This window comes from Hoeflea sp. TYP-13, assembly GCF_040932035.1.
GTDB lineage: Bacteria > Pseudomonadota > Alphaproteobacteria > Rhizobiales > Rhizobiaceae > Hoeflea_A.
On the sequence record NZ_JBFRBB010000005.1, the window covers coordinates 413885 to 437075 of the forward strand.

Sequence of the window (23191 nt, forward strand, 5' to 3'; positions counted from 1 at the left end):
ACGGGCGCACCTTATGGCTGATCGACCTTCACATACCAGTCGTCCACACCGGACAGTTCTTCGAATTTCCTGACAAATCCGGCCGATGTCAGGAGTCCGTAGATGCGCTCCCTCTGGTCGGTGTGGTTGTGTTCGCAAGTAACGGTTCTGACATCATATTTGTCGAAATCGAAGGCGTTCAGTATTTCGAATTCGCTGCCCTCAGTATCGATGGAAATATAGTCGATCCGGGATGGAGCATTGTGCTCTGTTAAAAGATCCATCAGGGACACGGTTTCGACATCATATTCCCTGGCATCGGCTCTCATCGCACCATGCATGTCACTGGAAACGAACTGGGAGATGGTCGCAAATTCAGCCGAACGCGGTTCGGAAAACCGCAGAACCTCACCCGTTGTATGCCACACGCATCTCCGGTCGATGGCGCATGACCTGTTTTTGGTCAGCGCTCTAAGCCAATGAGATGCCGGTTCGGCCAGTATCCCGGACCAGCCATAGCAATATTCGAGCAGGTGGGTATTGCTGAGATATACGCCGTCAGTTGCGCCAAATTCCACGAAGAAGCCGTTGCGCCTGAATCCGAGCTCGGACAACACGAAGAGGTCCTGTCCAAACTGCGATTTTGATGCCTTCAGATCCTGCAGGATTTGCGAAACTTCATGGTCGATCCTGGCATTCGCAGCCTGAATGCCGAATTCCGTCTTGCCGGCCTCGGTGACCTCTTTCAAATGACCGTAATAGCGGATTGAACTGGCTGCGCGGCTCTTGAAATCCGCAATAGCACGCGTCAATCGTCTGACACGGACGCTCAGCCTGCTCATAGGAATTTGCCAACTTTGTTGCGATGCCCCAACGTGCGGCCATTCTAGACTGCCGGCAGATATATTCTACCCTCAGTATAGCGACGCAATGTTATTTGACGTTTGGAAAAGTTACTTTCCTTCTGTCAACAGGATACGCACCGCAAAGACGGAAAAGACGCTTGCAAAACAATAGTCCAGCGCCCGCATGAAACGCCGGTTGGCCCTCAGCCAGTTGGCGAGCCTGTCGGCAGTAAATATCATCAATATCAACACCGGCAGCGAAATTACATTAAAAAACATCCCTAAAAACAACAGCTTGCCGCGAATAAACGGGTCGCCTGCCGACACGAACTGCGGCAGGAATGTCATGAAGAAGATGATGATCTTTGGATTCAGCAGATTGACCGCAAGACCGTGGCTCCAGCTCGCATACAGGGAGCGCCGCCGCTCCACGACCTCGCCAAGCCTGAAGCGCGCACCCTTGCGCACGGCCTGAACGGCAAGCCAGAACAGATAGGCGGCGCCACCGGTCTTCAGGATCATGAAGGCCGTCGGTGAGGCCACCACAAGCGCCGATATGCCGAAGGCGACCAGGACCGTGTGAACCACGATCCCTGTCATCGTTCCCGACAGAACGGCAATTGCCGCCGCCCGCCCATCCGACAGCGCCCTGCCGATAAAAAGCGTCATGTCTGGTCCGGGCGTTACCGCAAGCAAAAGCGATGCCACGGCAAAGGCGATCAGAACAGGAAGGTCCGGTATGAAATGCATGCAAATACCCGATTGTTGGGAGCCGCGATTGATTGCCGCCCCCGATTGATTGCGGGAAGGACACCCTGTAAAGAAGCGCTGACGAGCCGCCGCGATAATACTCGAATTGCACGCCGGCTCCAGCACTGATTAAACCAGTACGGGTCCTCGAACCCGGTCACATGCAAGCAACGGATTATACAATGAGCGCTCTGAAAGATGTGAAAAAGGTCGTGCTCGCCTATTCCGGCGGGTTGGATACATCCATCATATTGAAATGGCTGCAAACCGAGCTGAACGCCGAGGTTGTCACATTCACCGCGGATCTTGGCCAGGGCGATGAGCTGGAGCCGGCGCGAAAAAAGGCCGAAATGCTGGGCATTCGCGAAATCTATATCGAGGATCTGCGCGAGGAATTCATTTCCAACTATGTCTTTCCGATGTTCCGCGCCAATGCGGTCTATGAAGGCGTTTATCTGCTCGGCACGTCGATAGCCCGCCCGCTGATATCCAAACGGCTGATCGACATCGCCCGCGATACCGGCGCCGACGCCATTGCCCATGGCGCTACCGGCAAGGGCAACGACCAGGTCCGTTTCGAACTTGCGGCCTATGCGCTCAATCCGGATATCAAGATCATCGCGCCCTGGCGCGACTGGTCGCTGAAATCGCGGACCGATCTCATCGATTTTGCCGAAAAGCACCAGATACCGATCCCCAAGGACAAGCGCGGCGAAGCGCCTTTCTCGGTTGACGCCAACATGCTGCACTCCTCGTCGGAGGGCAAAGTGCTGGAAGATCCGTGGGAAGAGCCGCCGGCCTATGTCTATCAGCGCACCATTTCTCCGGAAGAGGCGCCCGATGAGGCTACGGCCATTGAAATCGAGTTCGAGAAAGGCGATGCCGTTGCGCTCAACGGGAAAATAATGTCACCCGCAACGCTCTTTGCCAAGCTCAATGACTATGGCCGTGACAACGGCATTGGCCGCCTCGACCTGGTCGAGAACCGCTTTGTCGGCATGAAATCGCGCGGTGTCTATGAAACGCCGGGCGGAACAATCCTGCTGGCCGCACACCGGGCCATGGAATCGATCACGCTCGACCGCGGCGCTGCTCACCTCAAGGATGAGCTGATGCCGCGTTACGCCGAGCTCATCTACAACGGCTTCTGGTTCTCACCGGAACGCGAGATGCTTCAGGCCGCAATCGATCAAAGCCAGCGGGACGTTGAAGGCAAGGTGCGCCTGAAGCTCTACAAGGGCAATGTCATTGTCACCGGACGCGAATCCGATAAGTCACTCTATTCCGACCAGCTGGTAACCTTCGAGGACGACCAGGGCGCCTATGATCAGAAGGACGCGGCGGGTTTCATCAAGCTCAACGCGCTGCGTCTGCGCACATTGGCAGCACGCAACAAATAGCCGTTGCAAAATGCGCCCGCCAACCGCGGGCGCATTTGCTGATTCTTTTCACTCTTTTGGGCAAGCCCTTGTATCGGGCAGGGCCGCCGCCTACATCGCATCCTACTATCGTCTATACTGGGGGCCTGCAGGATGAGCGATGTCAATGATCATGTCTTCAATTGGAACGGGCCGGCAGGCTTGCCACGGTTCGACCGGGTCAAAGACGATGATCTGGCCCTGGCCTTTGATGAAGCACTGATCCGCCACCAGGCCGAGATCGACCGGATTGCGGACAATCCGGCGCCTCCCGACTATGACAATACGATCATATCGCTGGAGACGTCCGGCGACGCGCTCGAACGCGTTTCGGCGCTGTTCTGGAATCGGGCCGGCGCCCACTCCAACGAGGCAATCCAGGCGCTCGAGCGCGACATCGCGCCCAAGCTCGCGCGACATTATTCAGCCATCGCCATGAATGCCGCCCTGTTTGCCCGTGTCGATGCGCTCTGGCAGGCGCGAGAAAATCTCGACCTCGGTTCCGAGGCCTTGCGGGTCCTCGAAAGACACTGGAAGAGCTTCGTACGTGCCGGCGCCCGGCTGAACGCTGTCGAGCAGAAGCGCCTTGCGGAAATCAATGAGGAGCTCGCCAGTCTCGGCGCAAGCTTCAGCCAGAACGTTCTGGCGGATGAAAAATCCTGGTTCCTGGGGCTGTCAACGGAAGAGGATCTTGAAGGCATTCCGGATTTCCTGCGCGATGCCATGGCCGCTGCGGCTCGCGAACGGGAGCTTTCCGAACCCTATGCGGTGACCCTTTCGCGATCGATCATAGAGCCGTTCCTGACCTTTTCCGAACGGCGGGACCTGCGCGAATACGCCTTCACCGCATGGACCTCGCGCGGAGAAAATGATGGCGAGACTGACAATCTCGCCAATGTCGCCCGAATCCTTGCCCTCAGGGAGGAAAAAGCCGGCCTGCTGGGATATGGCAGTTTTGCAGAGTTCAAGCTCGACGACACCATGGCCAAGACTCCGGACGCGGTGAATGCCCTGTTGATGAAGGTCTGGGACCGGGCGCTGCTGCGCGCCCGCAAGGAAGAAGACGAGATTGCGCTGCTTATCGCCGAAGAGGGCAGGAACCACTCGGTCGCGCCCTGGGACTGGCGTCACTATTCGGAAAAGCTGCGCGCACGCAAGTTCAACTTCTCCGAAGCCGAGCTTAAACCCTATCTGCAGCTTGAAAACATTATCGAGGCGTGCTTTTCCGTCGCCAATCGACTGTTTGGTTTGAAAGCATCCGAACGCCCGGACCTTGAAGCCTATCATCCGGATGTGCGGGTCTTTGAAATCAGAAATGAAAACGACAACTTGATAGGTCTTTTCCTGGGCGACTATTTCGCCCGGCCAAGCAAGCGGTCCGGTGCCTGGATGAGCAGTTTCCAAAGCCAGCACCGGCTGGATGGCGGGCAGATTCCCATCATCTACAATGTGATGAACTTTGCCAAACCGCCCGCCGGAAAGCCGGCGCTTCTGTCGCTGGATGACGCGCGTACGCTGTTTCACGAATTCGGGCACGCACTGCACGGCCTGTTGTCAGATGTCGATCATCCCTCGGTATCAGGCACGTCAGTATCGCGTGATTTCGTCGAACTGCCTTCGCAGCTTTACGAGCACTGGCTGACGGTACCGGATGTCTTGCGCCGCTATGCCGTTCACCACGAAACGGGCGAGCCGATACCGCAAGACCTGCTCGACAAGGTGCTGGCGGCACGCAATTTCAACGGTGGTTTCGCCGCCATCGAATACACTGCTTCAGCGCTGGTCGACATGGCGTTTCACACATCGGGCAAGATCAGCGATCCCCTGGCATTCGAGGCGGAAAAACTTGCCGAACTCGGAATGCCGAGCGCTATCGTCATGCGCCACCGAACACCGCATTTCATGCATGTCTTTTCCGGAGACGGATATTCGGCAGGCTACTATTCCTATATGTGGTCCGAGGTTCTGGACGCCGATGCCTTCAGCGCCTTTGAGGAAACCGGCGACGTGTTTCACGACGAGACGGCTGAGCGGCTGCACCGCCATATCTATTCGGCCGGCGGCAGCATCGATCCGGAGGACACCTACCTTGCATTCCGCGGCAAGATGCCGGACGCCTCAGCAATGCTGAAAAAGAAGGGGCTTGCGGCCTGACCGGCGGGTCTTTTGGAACACCCCTCTTTCGCAAACGCACAAAACCCTGTATGAGCGCAGCAACGGAATAGCAGCTGCGCCCAAGCGCGCGCGCAAAACCCCCAGGTAGAACTCATGTCTATGCGCAATATTGCGATTATCGCCCATGTCGATCATGGGAAAACAACACTCGTTGACGAACTCCTGAAACAGTCCGGCGCCTTCCGCGACAACCAGCGCGTTGCCGAACGCATCATGGATTCCAACGAGCTGGAGAAAGAACGCGGCATCACCATCCTTGCCAAGGCGACATCCGTTGTCTGGAACGATGTGCGCATCAACATTGTCGACACGCCCGGCCACGCCGATTTCGGCGGCGAGGTCGAACGCATCCTCAACATGGTCGATGGCGCGATTGTGCTCGTCGACGCGGCGGAAGGGCCGATGCCGCAGACCAAATTTGTCGTCGGCAAAGCCCTGAAGGTGGGCCTTAAGCCCATCGTTGCTGTCAACAAGATCGACCGGCCGGACGCCCGGGCCGAAGAAGTCATCAACGAGGTCTTTGACCTTTTTGCTGCGCTCGATGCCAATGACGAGCAGCTTGATTTCCCCATCCTCTACGGTTCAGGCCGCGACGGCTGGATGAACTACGAGCCTGAAGGTCCGAAGGACAAGGGCCTTGCCCCGCTGTTCGACCTGGTGCTGGATCACGTTCCCGAGCCTAGCGTCGGCGAGGGCCAGTTCCGCATGATCGGCACGATCCTGGAAGCAAATCCGTTCCTCGGCCGCATCATCACCGGCCGTATTCATTCCGGCAGCATCAAGCCCAATCAACCGATCAAGGTCATGGACCGCAATGGTGAATTGCTCGAGCAGGGCCGGGTATCGAAGATCCTCGCCTTCCGCGGTATCGAACGCCAGCCGATCGACGAGGGCCGCGCCGGCGACATTGTCGCCATTGCCGGTCTGACCAAGGGCACCGTCGCAGACACATACTGCGTTCCCGAAATCAGCGAACCGCTCGAAGCCCAACCCATCGACCCGCCGACGGTCACGATGTCCTTCATCGTCAACGATTCTCCGCTTGCGGGCACGGAAGGCGACAAGGTGACAAGCCGCGTCATCCGCGATCGCCTGATGAAGGAGGCCGAAGGCAATGTGGCGCTGAAGATCGAGGAAGCCGACGACAAGGATTCCTTCTACGTTTCCGGACGCGGCGAGCTGCAGCTTGCGGTGCTGATCGAGACCATGCGCCGCGAAGGCTTTGAGCTTGCCGTATCACGGCCACGTGTGGTCATGCAAAAGGACGAAAACGGCACGCTAATGGAGCCGGTCGAGGAAGTTGTCATCGACGTCGACGACGAGCACTCCGGTGTCGTTGTGCAGAAAATGTCAGAGCGCAAGGCCGAAATGGTCGAACTGCGCCCCTCGGGCGGCAGCCGCGTTCGGCTGGTTTTTCATGCTCCGACCCGTGGTCTGATCGGTTATCAGTCCGAGCTTCTGACCGACACCCGGGGCACGGCCATAATGAACCGGCTGTTTCACGATTATCAGCCCTACAAGGGTGAAATCGACGGCCGTGTGAACGGCGTCCTGCTTGCCAATGAAGCCGGCGAATCCGTCGCCTATGCATTGTTTAACCTGGAAGATCGCGGTCCGATGGTCATCGATGCAGGCGAAAAGGTCTATGAGGGCATGATTGTCGGCATCCACACGCGCGACAATGATCTGGAAGTCAATGTGCTCAAAGGCAAGAAATTAACCAATATGCGCGCTTCGGGCAAAGACGAGGCCGTCAAGTTGACGCCGCCCATCCGCATGACGCTGGAACGCGCCCTTTCGTGGATCCAGGATGACGAACTTGTTGAAGTTACACCGAAAACCATCCGGCTGCGAAAACTTTACCTGGACCCGCACGAGCGCAAACGGTTCGAAAAATCGAAAACCGCGCTGTCTGCCTGACCGTCTGCCCTTGCCTGACCGTTTAACAATCCGTTAATCTGGGCCTGTAGCTGCGGGTTTTACCTGTGGGTACGGGCCGGCATGATGCACGGAACCCTTCGCGATTCATACCGGAACGGTTAGGATTCAGTCATGACGACGCTAGCGGTTGATGTAAGACGAGCGGAACCGGATGACGCGATAGCGATATCCGAGACCCATCGTGCCGCCTGGCAACATGCCTATTCCGGTCTCATTCCGTACCGCACGCTGATGGCGATGGTTGAGCGGCGCAGCTATGCCTGGTGGCAGCGCGCCATTCGCGGATCGACAAGCATTCTGGTGCTGGAAGTTGACGGCGCAATCGCCGGCTATGCAACACTTGGCCTTAACAGGGCGCGCTCGCTTCCCCAGGAAGGCGAGATTTACGAGCTTTATCTGCGGCCAGAATATCAGGGGATCGGCCTTGGAAGCCGCCTGTTCGGCGAGGCGCGCAGACTGCTCGGCTCCCTGGGGTGCAAGGGCATGGTCGTTTGGACGCTGGAAGAAAATGAGCGAGCGGTGAATTTCTACATGGCGCTGGGCGGCATCGACATTGCCGAAGGTTCGGAGACCTTCGACAAACGTCCGCTGAAAAAGATTGCCTTTGTATGGCCCTGAGCGGCCAAGCGGTTATTGCCTGTTGCTGAAATTTGCCGGTCCTTGAACCATGTGGCAGCTGCCTTTCGCGGGCGGCCAACGGGTGCGAAAATGCGGCTGTGATTTATCCGGGGGGACAAATCGGTTGAAGAGCATATTGCGAGGGCCGGGCGATATCGCTGGCGGACTGATCCTGGTTTTGTATGTCGCCACCATTTGCGCAGTGGCATTATTTTTTCCTCTCGCCAATTGGGACATGATCGCCTATGTGGCCACGATCCTTGAAAATGGCGGGCACCTCGGACACGAACTGCATACGGACGCCTATGGGCTGGTGCAGCAGAATGTGAGCGACGGCCAGTTTGTCGTGCTGACCTCAGACCGGCCCTACCGCATCGCCCAGTATGAAGATCCCGATGCCTTCATCACCATGCTCGGCTTTTACCGGGTAAAGCTCCTTTACATTGAATTCGCGCAACTGCTGACCAACTGGACCAATCCTGTTGAAGCATTGCGCTGGGTCTCGACCATTTCGGCGGCCGGCTTCGGTTGCTTGACGTTGCTTTGGCTGGGCGAGCGCAAAAGCCTGGCCCTTGCGCCTCTGGCAATCGTCGCGCTGATGCTGACCGGGTTCGGCGACGCGGCCCGGCTTGTAACGCCGGATCTCTTTTCCGCTGTGTTCCTGGTGGCCGGCGTCCTGCTCTATGTCAGCGAGCGCGGTTTCAGCGCCGGCATTGCCTTTCTGCTTGCCATTCTCGCACGGCCCGACCACCTCGCCCTGGTCGGCGTCTTTGCAGTCGTGTCGGTCGTCGTCAGGCCGTGGAGCCGGGGCGTTGTTCTTTCATTCATCGCAGGGCTTGCAGCCACATTCGCAATTTCCGGCATGTCGGCCCATCCCGGCTGGTGGGTCCATATGTGGTTCAGCAATGTCGAATATGTACCGACGCTGGAAGGCTTCGATCCGCCCTTTTCCGTGATCACCTATATCCAGATCATCGTTAAAACCGTGGTGCGGTCGATAGTCGAGCAGAAATGGCTCGGCGTGTTGCTGGCGCTGGTCTTCCTGCTTGCCCTCATGCTGCGCAACAATTTTTCATTCACCCGACGCGAGGGGGTCGCGATCACGTCCATCCTGGTTGCGGTACCGGCAAAGTTTGTGGTGTTTCCGCTGTATGATTCACGCTTCTATTTTGCCTATCTCATTGCGCTGTGCCTGGTTCTGATTGCCGTCTATGGCCGGCAAAGGCAGCCGGTCTTCTTTTCCATGCCGCCAGTTCGGGAGAACTGATCCGGCCAGTTGTCCCCAACAGGATCTTGGACCAAAGACAGGTTGCGCTGCAGCGCACAAAAGGCTATTTCCCGCCCCAAGCCAAGATCAAAGGAACCGGTTACGCCGCATCGGGCGATGACCAGTGTTCCGGGATACGAGTAATAACAGGATGCACCATGCGCATAGACGCTATTACAATCGGCGACAATCCGCCGAACGATGTCAACGTCATCATCGAAGTGCCGGTGGGTGGCCAGCCGATCAAATATGAAATGGACAAGGATGCCGGAACACTTGTTGTTGACCGGTTCCTCTATACCCCGATGGCCTATCCCGGGAACTACGGCTTCGTTCCCCACACGCTGTCCGAAGATGGCGACCCGATCGACGTGCTTGTCTGCAACACAAGGCCGCTGGTGCCCGGCTGTGTGATCAATGCCCGCCCGATTGGCGTGCTGATCATGGAAGACAATGCCGGCCAGGATGAAAAAATCATTGCGGTTCCGTCTTCACGGCTGACCAAGCGCTACGATAAAGTAAATGAATTCAAGGATATGCCCGATATCACGCTGCAGCAGATCGAGCATTTCTTCGAGCATTACAAGGATCTTGAGCCCGGTAAATGGGTCAAGATCGGCGACTGGCAGGGCGCCGACATCGCCAGAAAGCTGATTGTCGAATCGATCGAGCGCGCCAAATAGAGCCTGATTTCTGAAAGGCGGTTTTGCAGCCGGTGACAATCCGGCTGCACACAAATGCGGGCGGCAAATCTCACGATCGTCCGGCCTATTTTTTCGACACCTTCAAAAACGGCCACACCGTCGCCGGATCAACACGCTCCGCGCCCCTGTAGGCTTCAATATGGACATGCGGCCCCTTGGATAGGCCGGTGTTGCCCACGGTGCCGAAATACGTACCCTTTGCCACCTTGTCGCCCGGCTCGACCCAATAGCTGTGGAGATGAGTAAACCAGACAACGAGATCATCGTCGAACTGCAGAACCACCGCTTTGCCCCACCGCGGTTCTCCCCGGAAAAGGTCCGTTGCCTGCAGGACGACCGCATCGGCCGGCGCGGCAATCGGGGTCCTGAGTTGGGCAGCGACATCGATGCCGGTGTGATCCCTGAGAAATGGACGCGGGACGCCAAATGGGGACGTAACCCAACCACCAGGAATGAAAGAATCCATGGACTTTAACGAGCCTGTTGAGGTGGCCAGGGCACCTGCGCCACCCACTGCAACCAGCGACAGGACGGCACAGTGGGCAATCAGCCTCGGCAGCCCGCGGCCTGAATATTCAAAACCCTTCAAGATGGCACTGATGCGCATTTTGTCGCTCCTTATGCTGCGGTGGGAAAACGATGGTGACAGGAAATTTGCAGCGAAACCGTTCGCGATCCGCATCGCATCCAGTAATGTCTCCGCATAGGATTTTCTGGTCTCAGCCGTTGCTTGCCTGAGGACAGCCGCATCGGCCCGCAGCTCGCAGGCATGGCGCCATCGAACCACAAGATCGCGCACAAACGGATTGAACCAGAACAGCGCGACAGCGAACGCAAGGACGAATGCGATATCGGGATCGCGATGCCGCAGATGCGCTTCCTCATGCGCGGCAACCATTGCAAGCCGCGCCTGCGGCCAATTGCTGATCATCGCATCAGGAAGAACGATGCAAGGGTGCCGCCCGCCAACTGCAAATGGCGCGACCGGCGCCGATGTCCTCAGAACGGGCCTGCCGACGGAGAATTCGTGAACCGGACGAGCACCACGCAAGAGCGAAGCGAGGCGCGTAAAGCCGCGCGCAAATACCAGCAAATGAACCAGCAGACCAGCCACGTAGACGGACAGGACCAGCCAGACAAGCCAGTCCGCGCTGTTTCGACCGGGTTCCATGACAAGTCGCCCGACCGACGCCGGCAGTTCGAGGAATTCAAGATCTGAACCGCCATCTAAGATCGCTAAACTCGGTGTTTGCGCTGCCGGTACCGTCCAGCCTGTCAACATCAAGGCGCACGGCAGGATCACTGCCAAAATCGAGATCAGATAAATGCGCGGGCTGCACAATCGGGCCAACCCGCCGTGATATGCAGAAAGCATGGCAAGCCAGATAACAGCGCCCCAGACCAGGCTGAAAAGCAGTGCGGATATGAGGGTCATTTGCCACCCTCTTCATCAAGAAATTTCTGCAGCTCCTCCAGCTCGTCCTCGGAGAGGATTTTGCTGCCGGTAAATGAAGACGTTGGAAGCGGACCGTCGATCTCCAGAACGGCGCGGGCGAATTGCCGGGTGAGACCCGCCAGCGTCGACACCTTTTCAACGGCGGCCCTGTAGACCTTCATCCCGTGCTGGTCCTCCGCCGCGACAAGGCCCTTGTCGATCATCCTGTCAAGGGTTTTTCGCGTCGACGACAACGACCAGCCAAGTTGGCTGGCGACCCGGTCGTGCAGTTCACGTGCACTGAGCCTGTCGTTAGACCAAAGGGCTTTCAGCAGCGGCAATTCACTTGGAGAAGGTTGCATGACATCCATCGCTTGTGGCATTTGTCACAAGTACGCGACAGATGTCGCACGATGTCAACCCCCAACAGGAAATGCCCTCATTTTGGAAGTTCGAAGCTACTGCACAAGGCGCCAGGCCGCTTCACGGAGCGCCTTGCCGTCGCCCTCAAACAGCAGGGTTTTCATGCGGTGGGTTTCCCCTGACGTGACCTTGATGCTGCTTTTCGCAACACCGCCGCGCTTGGCCAGCAGAGCAATCAGCGCCCTGTTGGCCCTGCCTTTTTCGGGAACTGCCCGGACCCGGATTTTCAGATAGGCACGCCCGTCGGCACCTTCTTCGATACCATCGATCCCGTCTTTTGACGCGCCCGGCGTCAGCCGGACAAAGAGCTGCAGTCCGTTACGGGCGATTCGAAACCAGCCCTGAGGCGTGGCGGTCAACTCACCATCGGAAAGACGCTGGTCCACAGCAGGCGGCGAATGAAAAAGATGATCAGAAGTAGCACGATCGGAGAGATATCAAGCCCGCCGAGATCCGGCAGGATGCGCCGGATCGGCCGCAGGGCCGGTTCCGTCGCCTTGTATAGGAACTCGCCGATCATGCCTACAAAGCGATTGCCCGTATTGACGACGTTAAAGGCATAGAGCCAGGAAAAAATGGCGCTGCCGATAATTATCCAGGTGTAGATCCCCAAAGCCAGGTCAATGGTCTGAAAAAGGGCAATCATCGCGGTCTCCAATATTTGATTTTCGACATGTAGCCATTGCATCGCGTTGCGGCAAGTCCGCAAACTCCTAATCGAAAAGATTTGCCGGACTTTGCAATTCGCCCTCAGGCTCTATAAAGGGCTTGATGTTCCCTCATGCCAAACCGGTCTGCCATGCAGCACCATGAAAAAGACGCTGCTGGCCGCTTTGACGCGTTCCGGCATAAATCCTACAGCCGTTACTGGTTTGCCCGCTTCCTGTCGGCTTTCGGCATGCAGGTCATCGCCGTCGCGGTCGGCTGGCAGATCTACGATCTGACCCGTGATCCATTCGATCTCGGCATAATCGGCCTTGTTCAGTTTCTGCCGTCCCTGGTGCTGATCCTGGTAACCGGCGCAGTATCGGACCGGTTCGGCCGCCGTATGATCATGGGCATCTGCGAAATCGTCGCACTGCTGGCCGCCGGCGCACTGATTTATCTGACGATGCGCGGCCTGACCTCGCCGCTGCCGGTCTTCGGCGTGCTCCTCGTCTTCGGTATCACCCGCGCCTTTTTCGCGCCCGCGTCAACGTCGCTTGCTCCAAACCTCGTGCCTGAAGAAGATCTGGCCAACGCTATCGCCTGGAACTCGATTTCCTGGCAAAGCGCCACAATCCTGGGGCCGGTTGCCGGCGGGCTGTTATACGGGCTCGGCGCGTCGGTGCCCTACTGGACGAGCTTTGTGCTGTTTGCCTTTGCCTCGGTGCTGATTTTCGCGATCCCCAGGCCGCAGCAGGAACGCGGGGTGCACAATCAGAGCTGGGAGACCCTCTCAGCCGGCTTTCGCTATATCTGGCGCGAGAAGATCGTTCTGGGTGCCATTTCACTCGACATGTTCGCCGTTCTGCTGGGCGGTGCGGTTGCCCTGATGCCGGTTTTTGCCCGTGACGTTCTTGATCTCGGGCCCTGGGGCCTCGGCCTGCTGCGCGCCGCGCCCGGAATTGGCGCAATCTTGATGGCCGTTTACCTGGCCGCCCATCCATTCCGCAATCATGCCGGCATCACCATGTTTGTCGCCGTCGGTCTTTTCGGCGCTGCAACGGTGGTGTTCGGCATATCGACCATTACCTGGATATCCATCCTCGCGCTGATCGTTATGGGTGCGTCTGACATGATTTCCGTCTATGTGCGGCAGACACTCATACAGCTTTGGACGCCGGACGCGCTGCGCGGCCGCGTCAGCGCAGTCAATATGGTGTTCATCGGCGCTTCCAATGAACTGGGCGAATTCCGCGCCGGCGGCATGGCGGCGCTGATCGGCGCCGTGCCTGCAGTCATTATCGGCGGTGTGGGCGCCGTGGGTGTTGCCGGGCTTTGGGCTTTGATCTTTCCGTCGCTGCGCAATATCCAGCAGCTGGAGCGTGTCGAGCACAGATCAGAGCGCGCGTGACCGGGACGGTTTGCGGGACGGCGCGACCTCTTCCGGTATCGCCCTGCCGAACACGACTTGCAGGAAATTTGCCAGCCAGTGACGCAGATTGGCGTCGTAGAGCAATCGGCCTTTCAGATGGTCATGTCCCAGCTGCGCGCCAGGCAGCACAAAACGATGGGCGCCCCGCACCACCCAGCGCTGCATCATGACCTGCGTCAGCTCGGCATGAAACTGTATGCCCCAGGCGTTCTGGCCATAGCGGAAGGCCTGGTTGGTATAGTCGTCGGCCGTCGCCAGAAGCGCGGCTCCGTCCGGCAGGCTGAAACCCTCCCGATGAAACTGGTAGACCATATCCGGCCAGTCCATCAGCGCCTCGCCCACGGGCGTCGACTGCAGCGGATACCAGCCGATTTCGGTCAGGCCGTCATTATGGCCGGAAACCGTCCCGCCAAGGTGCCGCACAAGCATCTGCGCTCCAAGGCAGATGCCGAGATAGGGCTTGTTCTCGCGAAGCGGCACACGATGCCAGTCGATCTCGCGCCGTACATAGTCTTCGTCGTCATTGGCGCTCATCGGTCCGCCGAATATGACGGCCCCGGCATGGTCGTCAAGCGTGTCGGGAAGCGGGTCGCCCAGCGCATGTCGTCTGATATCGAGATCGAAGCCAGCCCTGAGCAGCATCTGCCCAACCCTGCCCGGGCTTGACCCCTCCTGATGCAGGATCACCAGTATCTTGTTGGGCCCCTCCGCCTCGTCGGGACGATGGTGAAGCATCAGCCGTCTTCTCCGGCACCCACGCGCGTGGCAACCCTTTGCCGCATAAGCACGCGATCGCGGTCGGACACGCCGAGCAATTCGGCAACGCGCCAGACTATGTTGTCCTCAAGCTCATGGCGCACGCCGTCGGCATAGACCATCTCCCACATGAGCTCGATGAAATTGACCCGCTGTTCGGCGTCGAGCGAGCGTTTCAGGACGCTGGTAAAGGCGTAGAAGTCAACGGACTCGTCTTCCGCCTGCTTGCCGGCATCCATCAGTTTCTGCAATTCGTTCTTGTCGAGCGCATATTGCTGCACCAAAAGCTCGCGCAGCTTGTCCCGTTCGGCCGGGTCGGAGACGCCATCGGCGTCGATCACATGGAAAAAAAGCGCTGCAGCTGCGACACGCGGATCGTCGCGTGACAGCTCCGCCTGCTCTTCGCCGCCCAGTGTCTGAATGAATTTTTGTAACCGATCAAACATTCCACAGTTCCGCCAGTCGCGGCCTATCCCTCAATACCGGCCGGCTCTTGTGGCCTGACCGCATCTTTGCAAATAACATTGCCCGCTGGGCTATGCAAAGGCGCATCAGCAATTGGCTCCCGATGCACTAATCTAGGTGCATCCGGCTGCGAAGCAAGAAATGGAATTCCAAAGCCCTTAAAACAAACGAAAACGTGATTTCGGTTCTTCTTCCTTGGGCGCCCCGTTGCCGACACCCGGATCGTCCGGCGGCTTGGAAAGGAAAGCCGCCTCACGCGCCTTGTCTTTGTCCACCCCGACCGCGTCGGTGACGATATGGGTTTCGCCCTTGCTTGCCGCCTTTTCAACCGCCGGCTCCTTCTCGGCAACCTCAATATCCTCCGGCTTTCCGTCCGGCTCGGCAGCATCCTCGGCTTTGGCTTCGACAGGTTCTTCTGAAGGAGCAACGACTTCGCCATCGATGACGTCCGGTTTCTTTTCCGGCTCGGTTACGGATACAACCACGGCCTCTTCGACGGTTTCCTCGACAACCGGCTGCGGAGTTTCAGCCTGATCTTCCTGCTCCGCCGAAGTGTCTGCGTCTACCGGCTCTTCTTTCATCGGCTCCGTTTCGACGTCTATCGGCTGCGGATCGGCAACATCCTCTAAAACCGGAGCGGCGGCAACGGGCGCAATGTCGGCCGGTTTTTCCTCTGCAACAGCGGTAACTGCCACTGGCGGCAGCGATTTAATGGCCTGCTCCGCATCGGCATGGGCCGAATCGACATCCTCGACGCGGCCGGCAATCTGCTCGACCGGAACCTTCCACTCGAATGCATCGAGCTTGCCGGTCACCGGCGATACGGGTGCCCACTGTTCGGCGACGTAACCATCGGCGGTCCAGGCCGGATCGCGCGGCGCTCTGACCGCCTGTGTAAGCCAATGGCGCACGCGACCCTGGTCACCGGTCTCTGCCTCTTCAATATCGGCCAGCAACAGATAAAGGCCCTCGCGTGCCTGAACGCGCACGGCAGCCTCCGCTTTTTCGCGCGCCAGGGTAAATTCCTGTGCATCGAGCGCAGCACGGGCAACCGCATAGAGCGACTCGACATTGTTGCGTTTGAAACTTTCCAGCTTCTGCGCCCGCTTCAACCGGTCATGCGTCGAATCACCCGGCCGCGCCCGGACATAGGCTTCGGCAATTTCCGGATGCGGTTCGGCCTTCCAGAGTTTTTCCAGGATGCGCGACCCCTTGCGAAGACTGTTTTCCCGGTAGAGCGCCTGTGCGGCGATCAGGCCGGCCGGCACAAGATCGCCCGCCAGCCGGTTGGCTTCGACACCATCGGCACGGGCCCCGGCAACATCGCCCTGCTCGAGCTTGTCCATTGCGCGGGCGGTCAGAAGCACCGCCTTTTTGCGGTCCGCATCGGATTTGTCGATAACCCGGGCCATACGCTGTTTTTCCAGGAGCCTGATAGCATCGTCCCAGGCGCCGTCCGCGGATCTGAATCCAAGCGCCGCCTCAGCAGCCCACGGCAGATGCGGGGCTTTTTCCGCCGCTTCCTCCGCATAGTGCTGCGCCGCCTCCATGGCACCGAGCTTGCGGGCTTCAAGATAAAGGCCGCGCAGGCCCAACTCCCGCGTTTCCGGATCTTCGACCATAGCTTCGAATTTTGCCCGCGCTTCGGCGTCCTTGCCTTCGATCAGCGCGGTTTGGGCGTCGAGCAGGTGAATAAGCGGCTCCTGATCCGAACGCAAAAGACCCATCGTGCGCTGGGTCATTTTGCGGGCAGTTGCCGCATCGCCGGCACCGGCTGCGATCAGTCCCGTCGACAGAGCCTGATAACCGCGGTCTCTCTTGCGTGCCCGGAAATAACGGGTGACCAGATGGGGCGAGGCGGCAAGCGTGCGGATGAGCCACCAGCCGAACATGATGACGGCGACCAGTGTGACGACGGCGGTGGCTGCCACCATGAGCGACATTTCGATGCGCTGACCCTGCCAGGTTATCACCAGATCGCCTGGGCGGTCGGCAAGCCACGCAAAACCGAAGCCGAACAGCAGTACGACTGCGATGTATATAAGCAAGCGGATCATCTTAGTTTTCGCCCCCGGTCTGCGTTGTTGCAGTGGAATTTGTTGTTGCCGCCTCCTTGGGCAGTGCTGCATTCACTGTCCCGGAAACCAGCTTTTCCACCAGAATGCGGGCTTCAAGATCCTTTTCGTAGTCTCCGGAAACCTTGCGGGAGGCTTCGGGCAGGGTCTTCCACTCATTGACGGCGCCCTGCAAGTCGCCATTGTTCAGCTTTGTTTCCATGCGCGCGACGATGGCCTGCACGCTGTCACCCGAAACCTCGCCGACCGGTCTGACCTGGACCAGCGAGGTCGCGCTGTTCATCAGCCTGTCGACCCAGCCTGTGTCCGGGGTGCTTCCGGTCGCAGCATTGATCATATCGGTTGCAACGGACGGAAATTCATTGAGCAGCGTCGCGCGCGATGGAACACCGCTCGCCGCCAGCGTGTTCAACTGTTCAATTGCCGGGCTGTCGCCATCGACGCTGGCAAATGCTTCCAGTTCGGCCATGAACGCTCCGCCGCGGTCGATTGCCGCCTTCAGGCTTGCCGCGGCAAGAGCGCGGGCAACCTTGATGTCCTCACGCGGTCCTTCCAGTGATTTTTCGATTGACGCAAGTCTGGCATCGAGTGCCTGCAGCGACTGATCCTGCTTGGCCTCGTCTGTGCCGATCCTGTTCGTCAGGTCCGTCACTGAGGATTGAAGCTTTGAAAAATCCGCCTGCCGGTCGGCCTGCGCCTTTTCAAGCGCCGTCAGCTTTTCCGTGACCGCTGAAAGTGCATTGTCCTGACCGGAACCCGCCACAGCGCCGACTTTCGCTTCCAGTGCCGAAACCTGCTCCTTCAACGCCGCAAGCGAGGAGCCATCGGCACTGTTCGCAGCAGAGCCGGCAGCCTTTTCGATTGCACTGATACGGTCTTCCAGCGCCTTTGAGACCGATGCCGTGCCGTCGGCGGCCCCGCTCTCGAGTGATGCGACCGATTGTTTGAGCGCCTCAAGCTCAGCGCTGATACCGCCGGATTGCGAGCCGGACGCTCCGGGCGCCGGCAAGACACCACCCCATTGCAACCCGGCAAAAATGGCTATTGCAACGACGCCACCCGCCAGTCCCGCTGTTACTGCACGGACTCCGCCGCCGCTATGTGATTTTTGCGGCTCTGCCTTTTGCGTATCGCTCTTTTGAGAATGCCCGGTATCCGTAGCCGGTTTCGATGCTCCACCCGGCTTGCTCGCAACCGGTTCGGATTTTTTGCCCGGCCCGTCCGCTTTTGCTTTGTTGTCGCCTTTTGCCGCTGTCGTGCTTTCCATGGCCTTTGCGGCACGCGCGGCCTCCGCCTTTACCTTTTCGGCAGCACTGGCTGCGGCTTTCTTGTCTTCGTCGGCTTTTGATTTGTCAGCCTTTGCCTGTTCTGCTTTGGCTTTGGCGCCAACAGCCGGTGTTGATTTTGCCGCCGCGGACTTGGCTCCGGTTGCAGGCTTCTTGTCGTCTTTCGCGGGCTTTTTGTCTTCGGAAACCGCCTCCGGTTCCAGATCGATGGTGACCGGTTTGCGGGTACTGCGCGAGTGACGTGGCTTACTGCCCTGTGCCATGGATAACCCTCTTAAGAAGACATGTTACGGATCAAAAGGACGGCCAATTTGTCCGTCCCAAATCTAGTGTCGGTGGAATTGCGATGGAAGAGATACAACTGCGATTTCTTCAGAACAAATTGTCGCTCCGGTCCAAAAGCGCCAGCAGATTTTCTTCCTTTGGTGACGCCGCAATGGCCGTTTGCTGTCCAAACTGCTCCGGAACTGCATCTGAAACATTTTTGCTAATACATAAAAAGCGACTGCTTTTCAAAAGCTTACAGATATCGTCGCCTTTCGAAACATCAAAAAACCGTTCGGCGGCCTTTCGGGAATAGAGCAATACAGCATCTGGAGCATTCGCCGAAAACAGCCGGAAAATAAAGTCAGTTGAATAACTGATATTCTCGATTTTGTATATTTCGACGACTGAAACCGGTGCTTTTCGTGCAGCAAGTGCGCTTTCGAAATGCGAATGCCGGACCGTCCCCGCCACATAGGTCAGGCGTGCGTCCGTCGATAGCAGCAAATTGCCTGAATCAACGTCGCTGATGATTTTCCCGGCCAGTCCGGCACCGTCGCCGCCGCCGGTACGCACATCCGCAAATCCGGCCTGCCGGGCGGTATTGCCAGTTCTATCTCCAACGGCATAGAGCGGGCGTTCAAGACAAGAGGGTTCGATGCCGAGCGCAAACCAGCTGCGAATCGCATTGGAGCTGGTCACCGCATAGGCACCTGTGTGGTTTGCCGCCAGTTTTACCCTGTCCGGCTGCAGATCGACCGCGCGGCTCAGCGGCATGAGGATCGGTTCATGACCGCGCTCGCGCAGGATTTGAGCCGTACGGCTCGCACCCGGTTCAGGCCTTGTGACAACAACCTTCACGCGTCACACCCAGCTTTCGAAAAATCCTGGTCCCGCTTGCGCTCTGATCTCTTCTCCGGCTGAGCGCCCCAGTTTGACCGCATCGGCTTCGGATCCTTCACGCGATACGTCAAAGCTTGTCTTGCCGTCCGGCGACAGGACCATTCCGGTGAACGAAATTATTCCGCCCGCAATTGTTGCAAGGCCCGCAATGGGTGTGCGGCAGGAGCCGTCAAGTGCGGCAAGAAACGCCCGTTCGCACAAAAGCGCGGTTTTGGTTGCCGGGTCGTTGATCGGTGCAAGCATGACATCCGTGACGTCGTCGGCTTCACGGCTCTCGATGCAGATCGCGCCTTGCCCGAGCGCCGGCAGAAACGTCTCCGTATCCATGACATGCGTTGCATGGCCTTCGAGCCCGAGCCGGCGAAGGCCGGCCATTGCAAGCAGTGTTCCGTCGACCACCCCTTCTTCGAGTTTGCGCATGCGGGTTTGAACATTGCCGCGAAAGGCAACCACATCCAGATCCGGCCGCATGCGGCGTACCATTGCCTGACGGCGCAATGACGAGGTGCCGACAACCGCCCCCTGCGGCAGCTCGGCAATCGAGCGCGCAGCACCGCCGATAAACGCATCGCGCACATCTTCGCGCGGCAAAAAGGCGGAAAGATAAAGCCCGTCCGGCAATACGGTCGGCATATCCTTCGACGAATGAACCGCAATATCGATACGGCCGTCGGAAAGCTGCGCCTCGATTTCCTCGGTGAAAAGCCCCTTTCCACCGATTTCGGACAATGGCCGGTCGGTCACCCGGTCGCCCTTTGTCGATATAACAACAATCTCGAAGGCATCGCTCGCAAGGTCATGCGCGGCCATCAGACGATCGCGCGTTTCCTCTGCCTGGGCCAACGCCAGCGGGCTGCCTCGTGTGCCGATACGGAAAGGTTTTGTTTGCATCTGTTGAATTCCGTTATTACCAGAGGCACAGGTAAACAGGAATCCGGCATTCCGCAATCACCGAAACGGCCAATGGAAAGATCGACCTGCATTCTCGGCATAGAAACCAGCTGCGATGAAACGGCGGCAGCCGTTGTGCGCCGTTACAGCGACGGCAGGGGTGAAATCCTGTCCGACGTCGTCTTCAGCCAACTGGAGGAACACGCCGCATTCGGGGGTGTTGTTCCGGAAATTGCCGCGCGTGCACATGTCGAAATGCTTGACGGGCTTGTTGGTGAAGCCCTGCGCGAAGCGAATATGGAAATTGACCGGCTCGATGCGATCGCTGCGACATCTGGTCCCGGCCTGATCGGCGGCCTGATTGTCGGTCTGATGACCGCCAAGGCACTGGCGGCAGCGGCGAAAAAGCCGCTATACGCGATCAATCACCTCGAGGGGCATGCGTTGACGGCACGCCTGACCGACGGTCTGGATTTTCCTTATCTTCTGCTGCTGGTCTCCGGCGGTCACACGCAGATGGTGCTGGTGCGCGGCGTGGGTGACTATGAGCGCTGGGGCACGACTATTGACGATGCGCTGGGTGAAGCCTTCGACAAGACGGCAAAACTCCTTGGCCTGCCCTATCCGGGCGGTCCCGCCGTCGAAAAGGCGGCAATGGATGGCGATGGCAACCGTTTTGCCCTGCCTAGGCCGCTTCGTGGCGACAAGCGGCTCGATTTTTCCTTTTCCGGCCTTAAAACCGCCGTTCGCCAGACGGCCGGGTCGATTGCGCCGGTCACCGACAAGGATATTGCAGACATCTGCGCCTCGTTTCAGACCGCCATCACCGCCACGCTGCATGAACGCGTGGAGCGCAGCCTCAAGCGCTTTACCGACGAATATGCCGGTATATGCGAGAAGCCGGCGCTAGTCGTTGCCGGCGGCGTTGCGGCCAACCATATGATCAGGCAGGCTTTGGAGGACCTGTGCGAGAAAAACGGCTTCCGTTTCGTCGCACCGCCTCACCGTCTGTGCACCGACAACGCCGTCATGATCGCCTGGGCCGCGGCTGAAAGAAGGGCAAAGGGCCTGGCAGCCGACAGTCTCGATACTGCGCCGCGGCCGCGCTGGCCGCTCGACGAACGCTCGGCAACTCTCATCGGCCATGGCAAGCGGGGAGCAAAGGCATGACTGAAAAAGCAAGCATCGCCGTCCTCGGCGCGGGCGCCTTCGGAACGGCACTCGCCGCCGTGGCCGCCAGTGAGGGCGACACGGTCACACTGGTCGGGCGCGATGCAACGCGGATGGAGACCATCCAGAGGCAACGGAAGAATGAAAAAGCCCTGTCCGGATTGACGCTACCCGCAAGTCTGACCGCAACGGCCGATGCCTCTGAGCTTTCAGCAGCCGATATCATCCTTCTCGCTGTGCCATCGCAGGCGTTGCGCGGTGCATTGCAGACTTACGGCAAAAAAATCGGGACAAGCACCAGTCTCGTCATCTGTGCCAAAGGCATCGAGCAGTCCAGCGGCCTTTTCCTTGCCGACGTCGTCGATGAGGTTTTGCCCGATCATCCGACTGCTGTTCTCTCCGGCCCGGGGTTTGCCGCGGACATTGCCAAGGGCCTGCCGACGGCAATGACGATCGCCTCGGCACATGCCGGTGTCGCCGAGAAGCTGGCCCGGCGCATCTCGTGCGGGACGTTCAGGCTCTATGCCTCCGACGACGTAATCGGAGTGGAAACCGGCGGCGCACTGAAAAACGTCCTGGCAATTGCCTGCGGCATCGTTGAGGGCAGGGGCCTCGGCGAATCCGCACGCGCGGCGCTCATTGCCCGCGGCCTGGCTGAACTGATGCGCTTTGCCAAGGCCCATGGCGGTGCCGCCAGAACGGTATCCGGCCTTTCCGGTCTCGGTGATCTTGTCCTGACGGCAACCAGCCACCAGTCACGTAACCTGCGCTTCGGCCTGGCGCTCGGACAGGGCAAAGCGCTTGACGAATTGATGGCCCCGGACGCACCGCTTTCGGAGGGCGCCTTCACCGCTTCGATCGCTGCGAAAATCAGCGCGGAAAAGAATATCGACATGCCGATTACCCAGGCCGTCGCCGCCATTCTTGGCGGACATCTTGGCATCGACGACGCCGTTGATGCACTGATGACCCGGCCGCTGAGATCGGAATAAACAGGTCCATAAACCTCGAGGATACGCCAATGCTATTTGCCCTGATCTGCAACGATAAACCGGACAGTCTCGATCTGCGTATGGAAGTCCGGCCTGATCATGTGACTTATCTCAACGGTCTCAACGACAAGGGCGCCCTGAAGATCGCCGGACCCTTTCTCAATGAAAACGAAAAGCCGTGCGGCAGCCTGGTGGTCATAGAGGCAGATAGCATGGAAGATGCGGAAAAAATTGCCGCCGACGATCCCTATGCCAAGGCTGGCTTGTTTGCCGGCGTCGACATCCGGCCCTACAACTGGGTCTTCAACAATCCGGGAGCTTGAAGCATGGCGTATTGGCTGTTCAAATCGGAACCCTTCAAATGGTCCTGGGAGGATCAAAAAGCCAAGGGCGAGGCCGGCGAGGAATGGGATGGCATCCGCAATTACCAGGCCCGCAACAACATGCGGGCCATGAAGCTCGGCGACAAGGGCTTCTTCTATCATTCCAATGAAGGGCTGGAAGTTGTCGGTATCGTCGAGATCTGCAACGAGATCCATCCTGATTCGACCACGGATGACGAACGCTGGGAATGCGTCGACATCAAGGCCGTGTGCGATATGCCGGACCCGGTGTCGCTGCCGGATGTAAAAGCCAACCCCGCGCTTGCCGAAATGGCGCTGGTGACGAACACGCGCCTTTCGGTCCAGCCGGTCACGGAAGAAGAATATCTGGAGGTGTGCCGCATGGGAGGGGTCGACAATCCGCCGCGCTAGAG

23 protein-coding genes are annotated in these 23191 nt (G+C 58.6%); 11 read left to right on the forward strand and 12 right to left on the reverse strand.

Features of this window, described 5'->3' with window-relative positions:
* Nucleotides 1-11 precede the first annotated feature (11 nt).
* Together ABVT35_RS24995 and ABVT35_RS25000 are read right to left on the reverse strand one after the other, a co-directional pair.
* Nucleotides 12-821: an FkbM family methyltransferase gene (locus ABVT35_RS24995; RefSeq protein WP_368470289.1), complete on the reverse strand. Its 810-nt coding sequence runs from the start codon at nt 819-821 to the stop codon at nt 12-14.
* A gap of 111 nt (nt 822-932) precedes the next feature.
* Nucleotides 933-1574 (reverse strand): LysE family translocator, encoded by a 642-nt coding sequence (locus tag ABVT35_RS25000; protein ID WP_368470291.1) that lies wholly within the window; start codon nt 1572-1574, stop codon nt 933-935.
* A gap of 182 nt (nt 1575-1756) precedes the next feature.
* On the opposite strand from ABVT35_RS25000, the gene ABVT35_RS25005 reads away from it, so the two are divergent.
* From ABVT35_RS25005 to ppa, 6 genes are all read left to right on the forward strand, one after another.
* Nucleotides 1757-2974, forward strand: coding sequence for an argininosuccinate synthase (locus tag ABVT35_RS25005; RefSeq protein ID WP_368470293.1), 1218 nt, complete (start codon nt 1757-1759; stop codon nt 2972-2974).
* A gap of 132 nt (nt 2975-3106) precedes the next feature.
* A complete protein-coding gene (locus tag ABVT35_RS25010; protein WP_368470294.1) occupies nt 3107-5146 on the forward strand; it encodes a M3 family metallopeptidase in 2040 nt (679 codons plus the stop codon).
* Between the two features lie 114 nt (nt 5147-5260).
* Complete coding sequence (typA, locus tag ABVT35_RS25015) at nt 5261-7087, forward strand: translational GTPase TypA (protein ID WP_368470295.1); 1827 nt, start codon at nt 5261-5263, stop codon at nt 7085-7087.
* A gap of 132 nt (nt 7088-7219) precedes the next feature.
* On the forward strand, nt 7220-7726 hold the full coding sequence (locus ABVT35_RS25020) for an N-acetyltransferase family protein (protein WP_368470297.1): 507 nt from the start codon (nt 7220-7222) through the stop codon (nt 7724-7726).
* Between the two features lie 124 nt (nt 7727-7850).
* Nucleotides 7851-8993 (forward strand): hypothetical protein, encoded by a 1143-nt coding sequence (locus tag ABVT35_RS25025; RefSeq protein ID WP_368470298.1) that lies wholly within the window; start codon nt 7851-7853, stop codon nt 8991-8993.
* Nucleotides 8994-9151: 158 nt separating this feature from the next.
* On the forward strand, nt 9152-9676 hold the full coding sequence (gene ppa / locus ABVT35_RS25030; protein WP_368470300.1) for an inorganic diphosphatase: 525 nt from the start codon (nt 9152-9154) through the stop codon (nt 9674-9676).
* Between the two features lie 85 nt (nt 9677-9761).
* Here ppa and ABVT35_RS25035 read toward each other — a convergent pair whose 3' ends face one another.
* From ABVT35_RS25035 to ABVT35_RS25050, 4 genes are all read right to left on the reverse strand, one after another.
* Complete coding sequence (locus ABVT35_RS25035) at nt 9762-11132, reverse strand: M23/M56 family metallopeptidase (protein WP_368470302.1); 1371 nt, start codon at nt 11130-11132, stop codon at nt 9762-9764.
* A complete protein-coding gene (locus ABVT35_RS25040) occupies nt 11129-11494 on the reverse strand; it encodes a BlaI/MecI/CopY family transcriptional regulator (protein ID WP_368470303.1) in 366 nt (121 codons plus the stop codon). Before ABVT35_RS25040 ends, ABVT35_RS25035 begins: the two co-directional genes overlap by 4 nt.
* A 96-nt stretch (nt 11495-11590) precedes the next feature.
* Nucleotides 11591-11914, reverse strand: a complete 324-nt coding sequence (locus tag ABVT35_RS25045; protein ID WP_368470304.1) for a DUF167 family protein — start codon at nt 11912-11914, stop codon at nt 11591-11593.
* Nucleotides 11911-12201, reverse strand: a complete 291-nt coding sequence (locus ABVT35_RS25050) for a YggT family protein (RefSeq protein ID WP_368470305.1) — start codon at nt 12199-12201, stop codon at nt 11911-11913. Before ABVT35_RS25050 ends, ABVT35_RS25045 begins: the two co-directional genes overlap by 4 nt.
* Nucleotides 12202-12336: 135 nt before the next feature.
* On the opposite strand from ABVT35_RS25050, the gene ABVT35_RS25055 reads away from it, so the two are divergent.
* Entirely contained in the window at nt 12337-13611 is a 1275-nt protein-coding gene (locus tag ABVT35_RS25055; RefSeq protein ID WP_368470306.1) for an MFS transporter, read from the forward strand.
* Here ABVT35_RS25055 and ABVT35_RS25060 read toward each other — a convergent pair.
* From ABVT35_RS25060 to hemC, 6 genes are all read right to left on the reverse strand, one after another.
* Complete coding sequence (locus tag ABVT35_RS25060; RefSeq protein WP_368470307.1) at nt 13597-14367, reverse strand: glutamine amidotransferase; 771 nt, start codon at nt 14365-14367, stop codon at nt 13597-13599. The two genes, ABVT35_RS25055 and ABVT35_RS25060, sit on opposite strands and share 15 nt — an antisense overlap.
* Nucleotides 14367-14834, reverse strand: coding sequence for a TerB family tellurite resistance protein (locus tag ABVT35_RS25065; RefSeq protein ID WP_368470308.1), 468 nt, complete (start codon nt 14832-14834; stop codon nt 14367-14369). Before ABVT35_RS25065 ends, ABVT35_RS25060 begins: the two co-directional genes overlap by 1 nt.
* Nucleotides 14835-15011: 177 nt before the next feature.
* Entirely contained in the window at nt 15012-16910 is a 1899-nt protein-coding gene (locus ABVT35_RS25070) for a heme biosynthesis HemY N-terminal domain-containing protein (protein WP_368470309.1), read from the reverse strand.
* Between the two features lies 1 nt (nt 16911).
* On the reverse strand, nt 16912-18477 hold the full coding sequence (locus ABVT35_RS25075; protein WP_368470310.1) for a COG4223 family protein: 1566 nt from the start codon (nt 18475-18477) through the stop codon (nt 16912-16914).
* A 109-nt stretch (nt 18478-18586) separates the two neighbouring features.
* Nucleotides 18587-19339 (reverse strand): uroporphyrinogen-III synthase, encoded by a 753-nt coding sequence (locus tag ABVT35_RS25080; RefSeq protein ID WP_368470311.1) that lies wholly within the window; start codon nt 19337-19339, stop codon nt 18587-18589.
* A 3-nt stretch (nt 19340-19342) separates the two neighbouring features.
* Nucleotides 19343-20272 (reverse strand): hydroxymethylbilane synthase, encoded by a 930-nt coding sequence (hemC, locus tag ABVT35_RS25085; protein WP_368470312.1) that lies wholly within the window; start codon nt 20270-20272, stop codon nt 19343-19345.
* 72 nt (nt 20273-20344) lie between these two features.
* Here hemC and tsaD point away from each other — a divergent pair, with 72 nt between their 5' ends.
* Genes tsaD through ABVT35_RS25105 form a run of 4 tightly spaced genes read left to right on the forward strand, consistent with a single transcriptional unit; the run spans nt 20345 to nt 23189 of the window.
* Complete coding sequence (tsaD, locus tag ABVT35_RS25090; RefSeq protein ID WP_368470313.1) at nt 20345-21442, forward strand: tRNA (adenosine(37)-N6)-threonylcarbamoyltransferase complex transferase subunit TsaD; 1098 nt, start codon at nt 20345-20347, stop codon at nt 21440-21442.
* Nucleotides 21439-22434 (forward strand): NAD(P)H-dependent glycerol-3-phosphate dehydrogenase, encoded by a 996-nt coding sequence (locus ABVT35_RS25095; protein ID WP_368470314.1) that lies wholly within the window; start codon nt 21439-21441, stop codon nt 22432-22434. The genes tsaD and ABVT35_RS25095 overlap by 4 nt, the downstream gene beginning before the upstream one ends.
* Before the next feature lie 29 nt (nt 22435-22463).
* Entirely contained in the window at nt 22464-22757 is a 294-nt protein-coding gene (locus tag ABVT35_RS25100; RefSeq protein ID WP_368470315.1) for a YciI-like protein, read from the forward strand.
* 3 nt (nt 22758-22760) lie between these two features.
* On the forward strand, nt 22761-23189 hold the full coding sequence (locus ABVT35_RS25105; RefSeq protein ID WP_368470316.1) for an EVE domain-containing protein: 429 nt from the start codon (nt 22761-22763) through the stop codon (nt 23187-23189).
* The last annotated feature ends 2 nt before the right edge of the window (nt 23190-23191 follow it).

Excerpts from the sequence above, each read along its gene's own strand:
- ABVT35_RS24995 (WP_368470289.1), bottom strand. The coding sequence starts at position 821 with ATGAGCAGGCTGAGCGTCCGTGTCAGACGATTGACGCGTGCTATTGCG.
- ABVT35_RS25000 (WP_368470291.1), bottom strand. The coding sequence starts at position 1,574 with ATGCATTTCATACCGGACCTTCCTGTTCTGATCGCCTTTGCCGTGGCA.
- ABVT35_RS25005 (WP_368470293.1), top strand. The coding sequence starts at position 1,757 with ATGAGCGCTCTGAAAGATGTGAAAAAGGTCGTGCTCGCCTATTCCGGC.
- ABVT35_RS25010 (WP_368470294.1), top strand. The coding sequence starts at position 3,107 with ATGAGCGATGTCAATGATCATGTCTTCAATTGGAACGGGCCGGCAGGC.
- typA (WP_368470295.1), top strand. The coding sequence starts at position 5,261 with ATGTCTATGCGCAATATTGCGATTATCGCCCATGTCGATCATGGGAAA.
- ABVT35_RS25020 (WP_368470297.1), top strand. The coding sequence starts at position 7,220 with ATGACGACGCTAGCGGTTGATGTAAGACGAGCGGAACCGGATGACGCG.
- ppa (WP_368470300.1), top strand. The coding sequence starts at position 9,152 with ATGCGCATAGACGCTATTACAATCGGCGACAATCCGCCGAACGATGTC.
- ABVT35_RS25035 (WP_368470302.1), bottom strand. The coding sequence starts at position 11,132 with ATGACCCTCATATCCGCACTGCTTTTCAGCCTGGTCTGGGGCGCTGTT.
- ABVT35_RS25040 (WP_368470303.1), bottom strand. The coding sequence starts at position 11,494 with ATGCAACCTTCTCCAAGTGAATTGCCGCTGCTGAAAGCCCTTTGGTCT.
- ABVT35_RS25050 (WP_368470305.1), bottom strand. The coding sequence starts at position 12,201 with ATGATTGCCCTTTTTCAGACCATTGACCTGGCTTTGGGGATCTACACC.
- ABVT35_RS25055 (WP_368470306.1), top strand. The coding sequence starts at position 12,337 with ATGCCAAACCGGTCTGCCATGCAGCACCATGAAAAAGACGCTGCTGGC.
- ABVT35_RS25060 (WP_368470307.1), bottom strand. The coding sequence starts at position 14,367 with ATGCTTCACCATCGTCCCGACGAGGCGGAGGGGCCCAACAAGATACTG.
- ABVT35_RS25065 (WP_368470308.1), bottom strand. The coding sequence starts at position 14,834 with ATGTTTGATCGGTTACAAAAATTCATTCAGACACTGGGCGGCGAAGAG.
- ABVT35_RS25070 (WP_368470309.1), bottom strand. The coding sequence starts at position 16,910 with ATGATCCGCTTGCTTATATACATCGCAGTCGTACTGCTGTTCGGCTTC.
- ABVT35_RS25075 (WP_368470310.1), bottom strand. The coding sequence starts at position 18,477 with ATGGCACAGGGCAGTAAGCCACGTCACTCGCGCAGTACCCGCAAACCG.
- hemC (WP_368470312.1), bottom strand. The coding sequence starts at position 20,272 with ATGCAAACAAAACCTTTCCGTATCGGCACACGAGGCAGCCCGCTGGCG.
- tsaD (WP_368470313.1), top strand. The coding sequence starts at position 20,345 with ATGGAAAGATCGACCTGCATTCTCGGCATAGAAACCAGCTGCGATGAA.
- ABVT35_RS25095 (WP_368470314.1), top strand. The coding sequence starts at position 21,439 with ATGACTGAAAAAGCAAGCATCGCCGTCCTCGGCGCGGGCGCCTTCGGA.
- ABVT35_RS25100 (WP_368470315.1), top strand. The coding sequence starts at position 22,464 with ATGCTATTTGCCCTGATCTGCAACGATAAACCGGACAGTCTCGATCTG.
- ABVT35_RS25105 (WP_368470316.1), top strand. The coding sequence starts at position 22,761 with ATGGCGTATTGGCTGTTCAAATCGGAACCCTTCAAATGGTCCTGGGAG.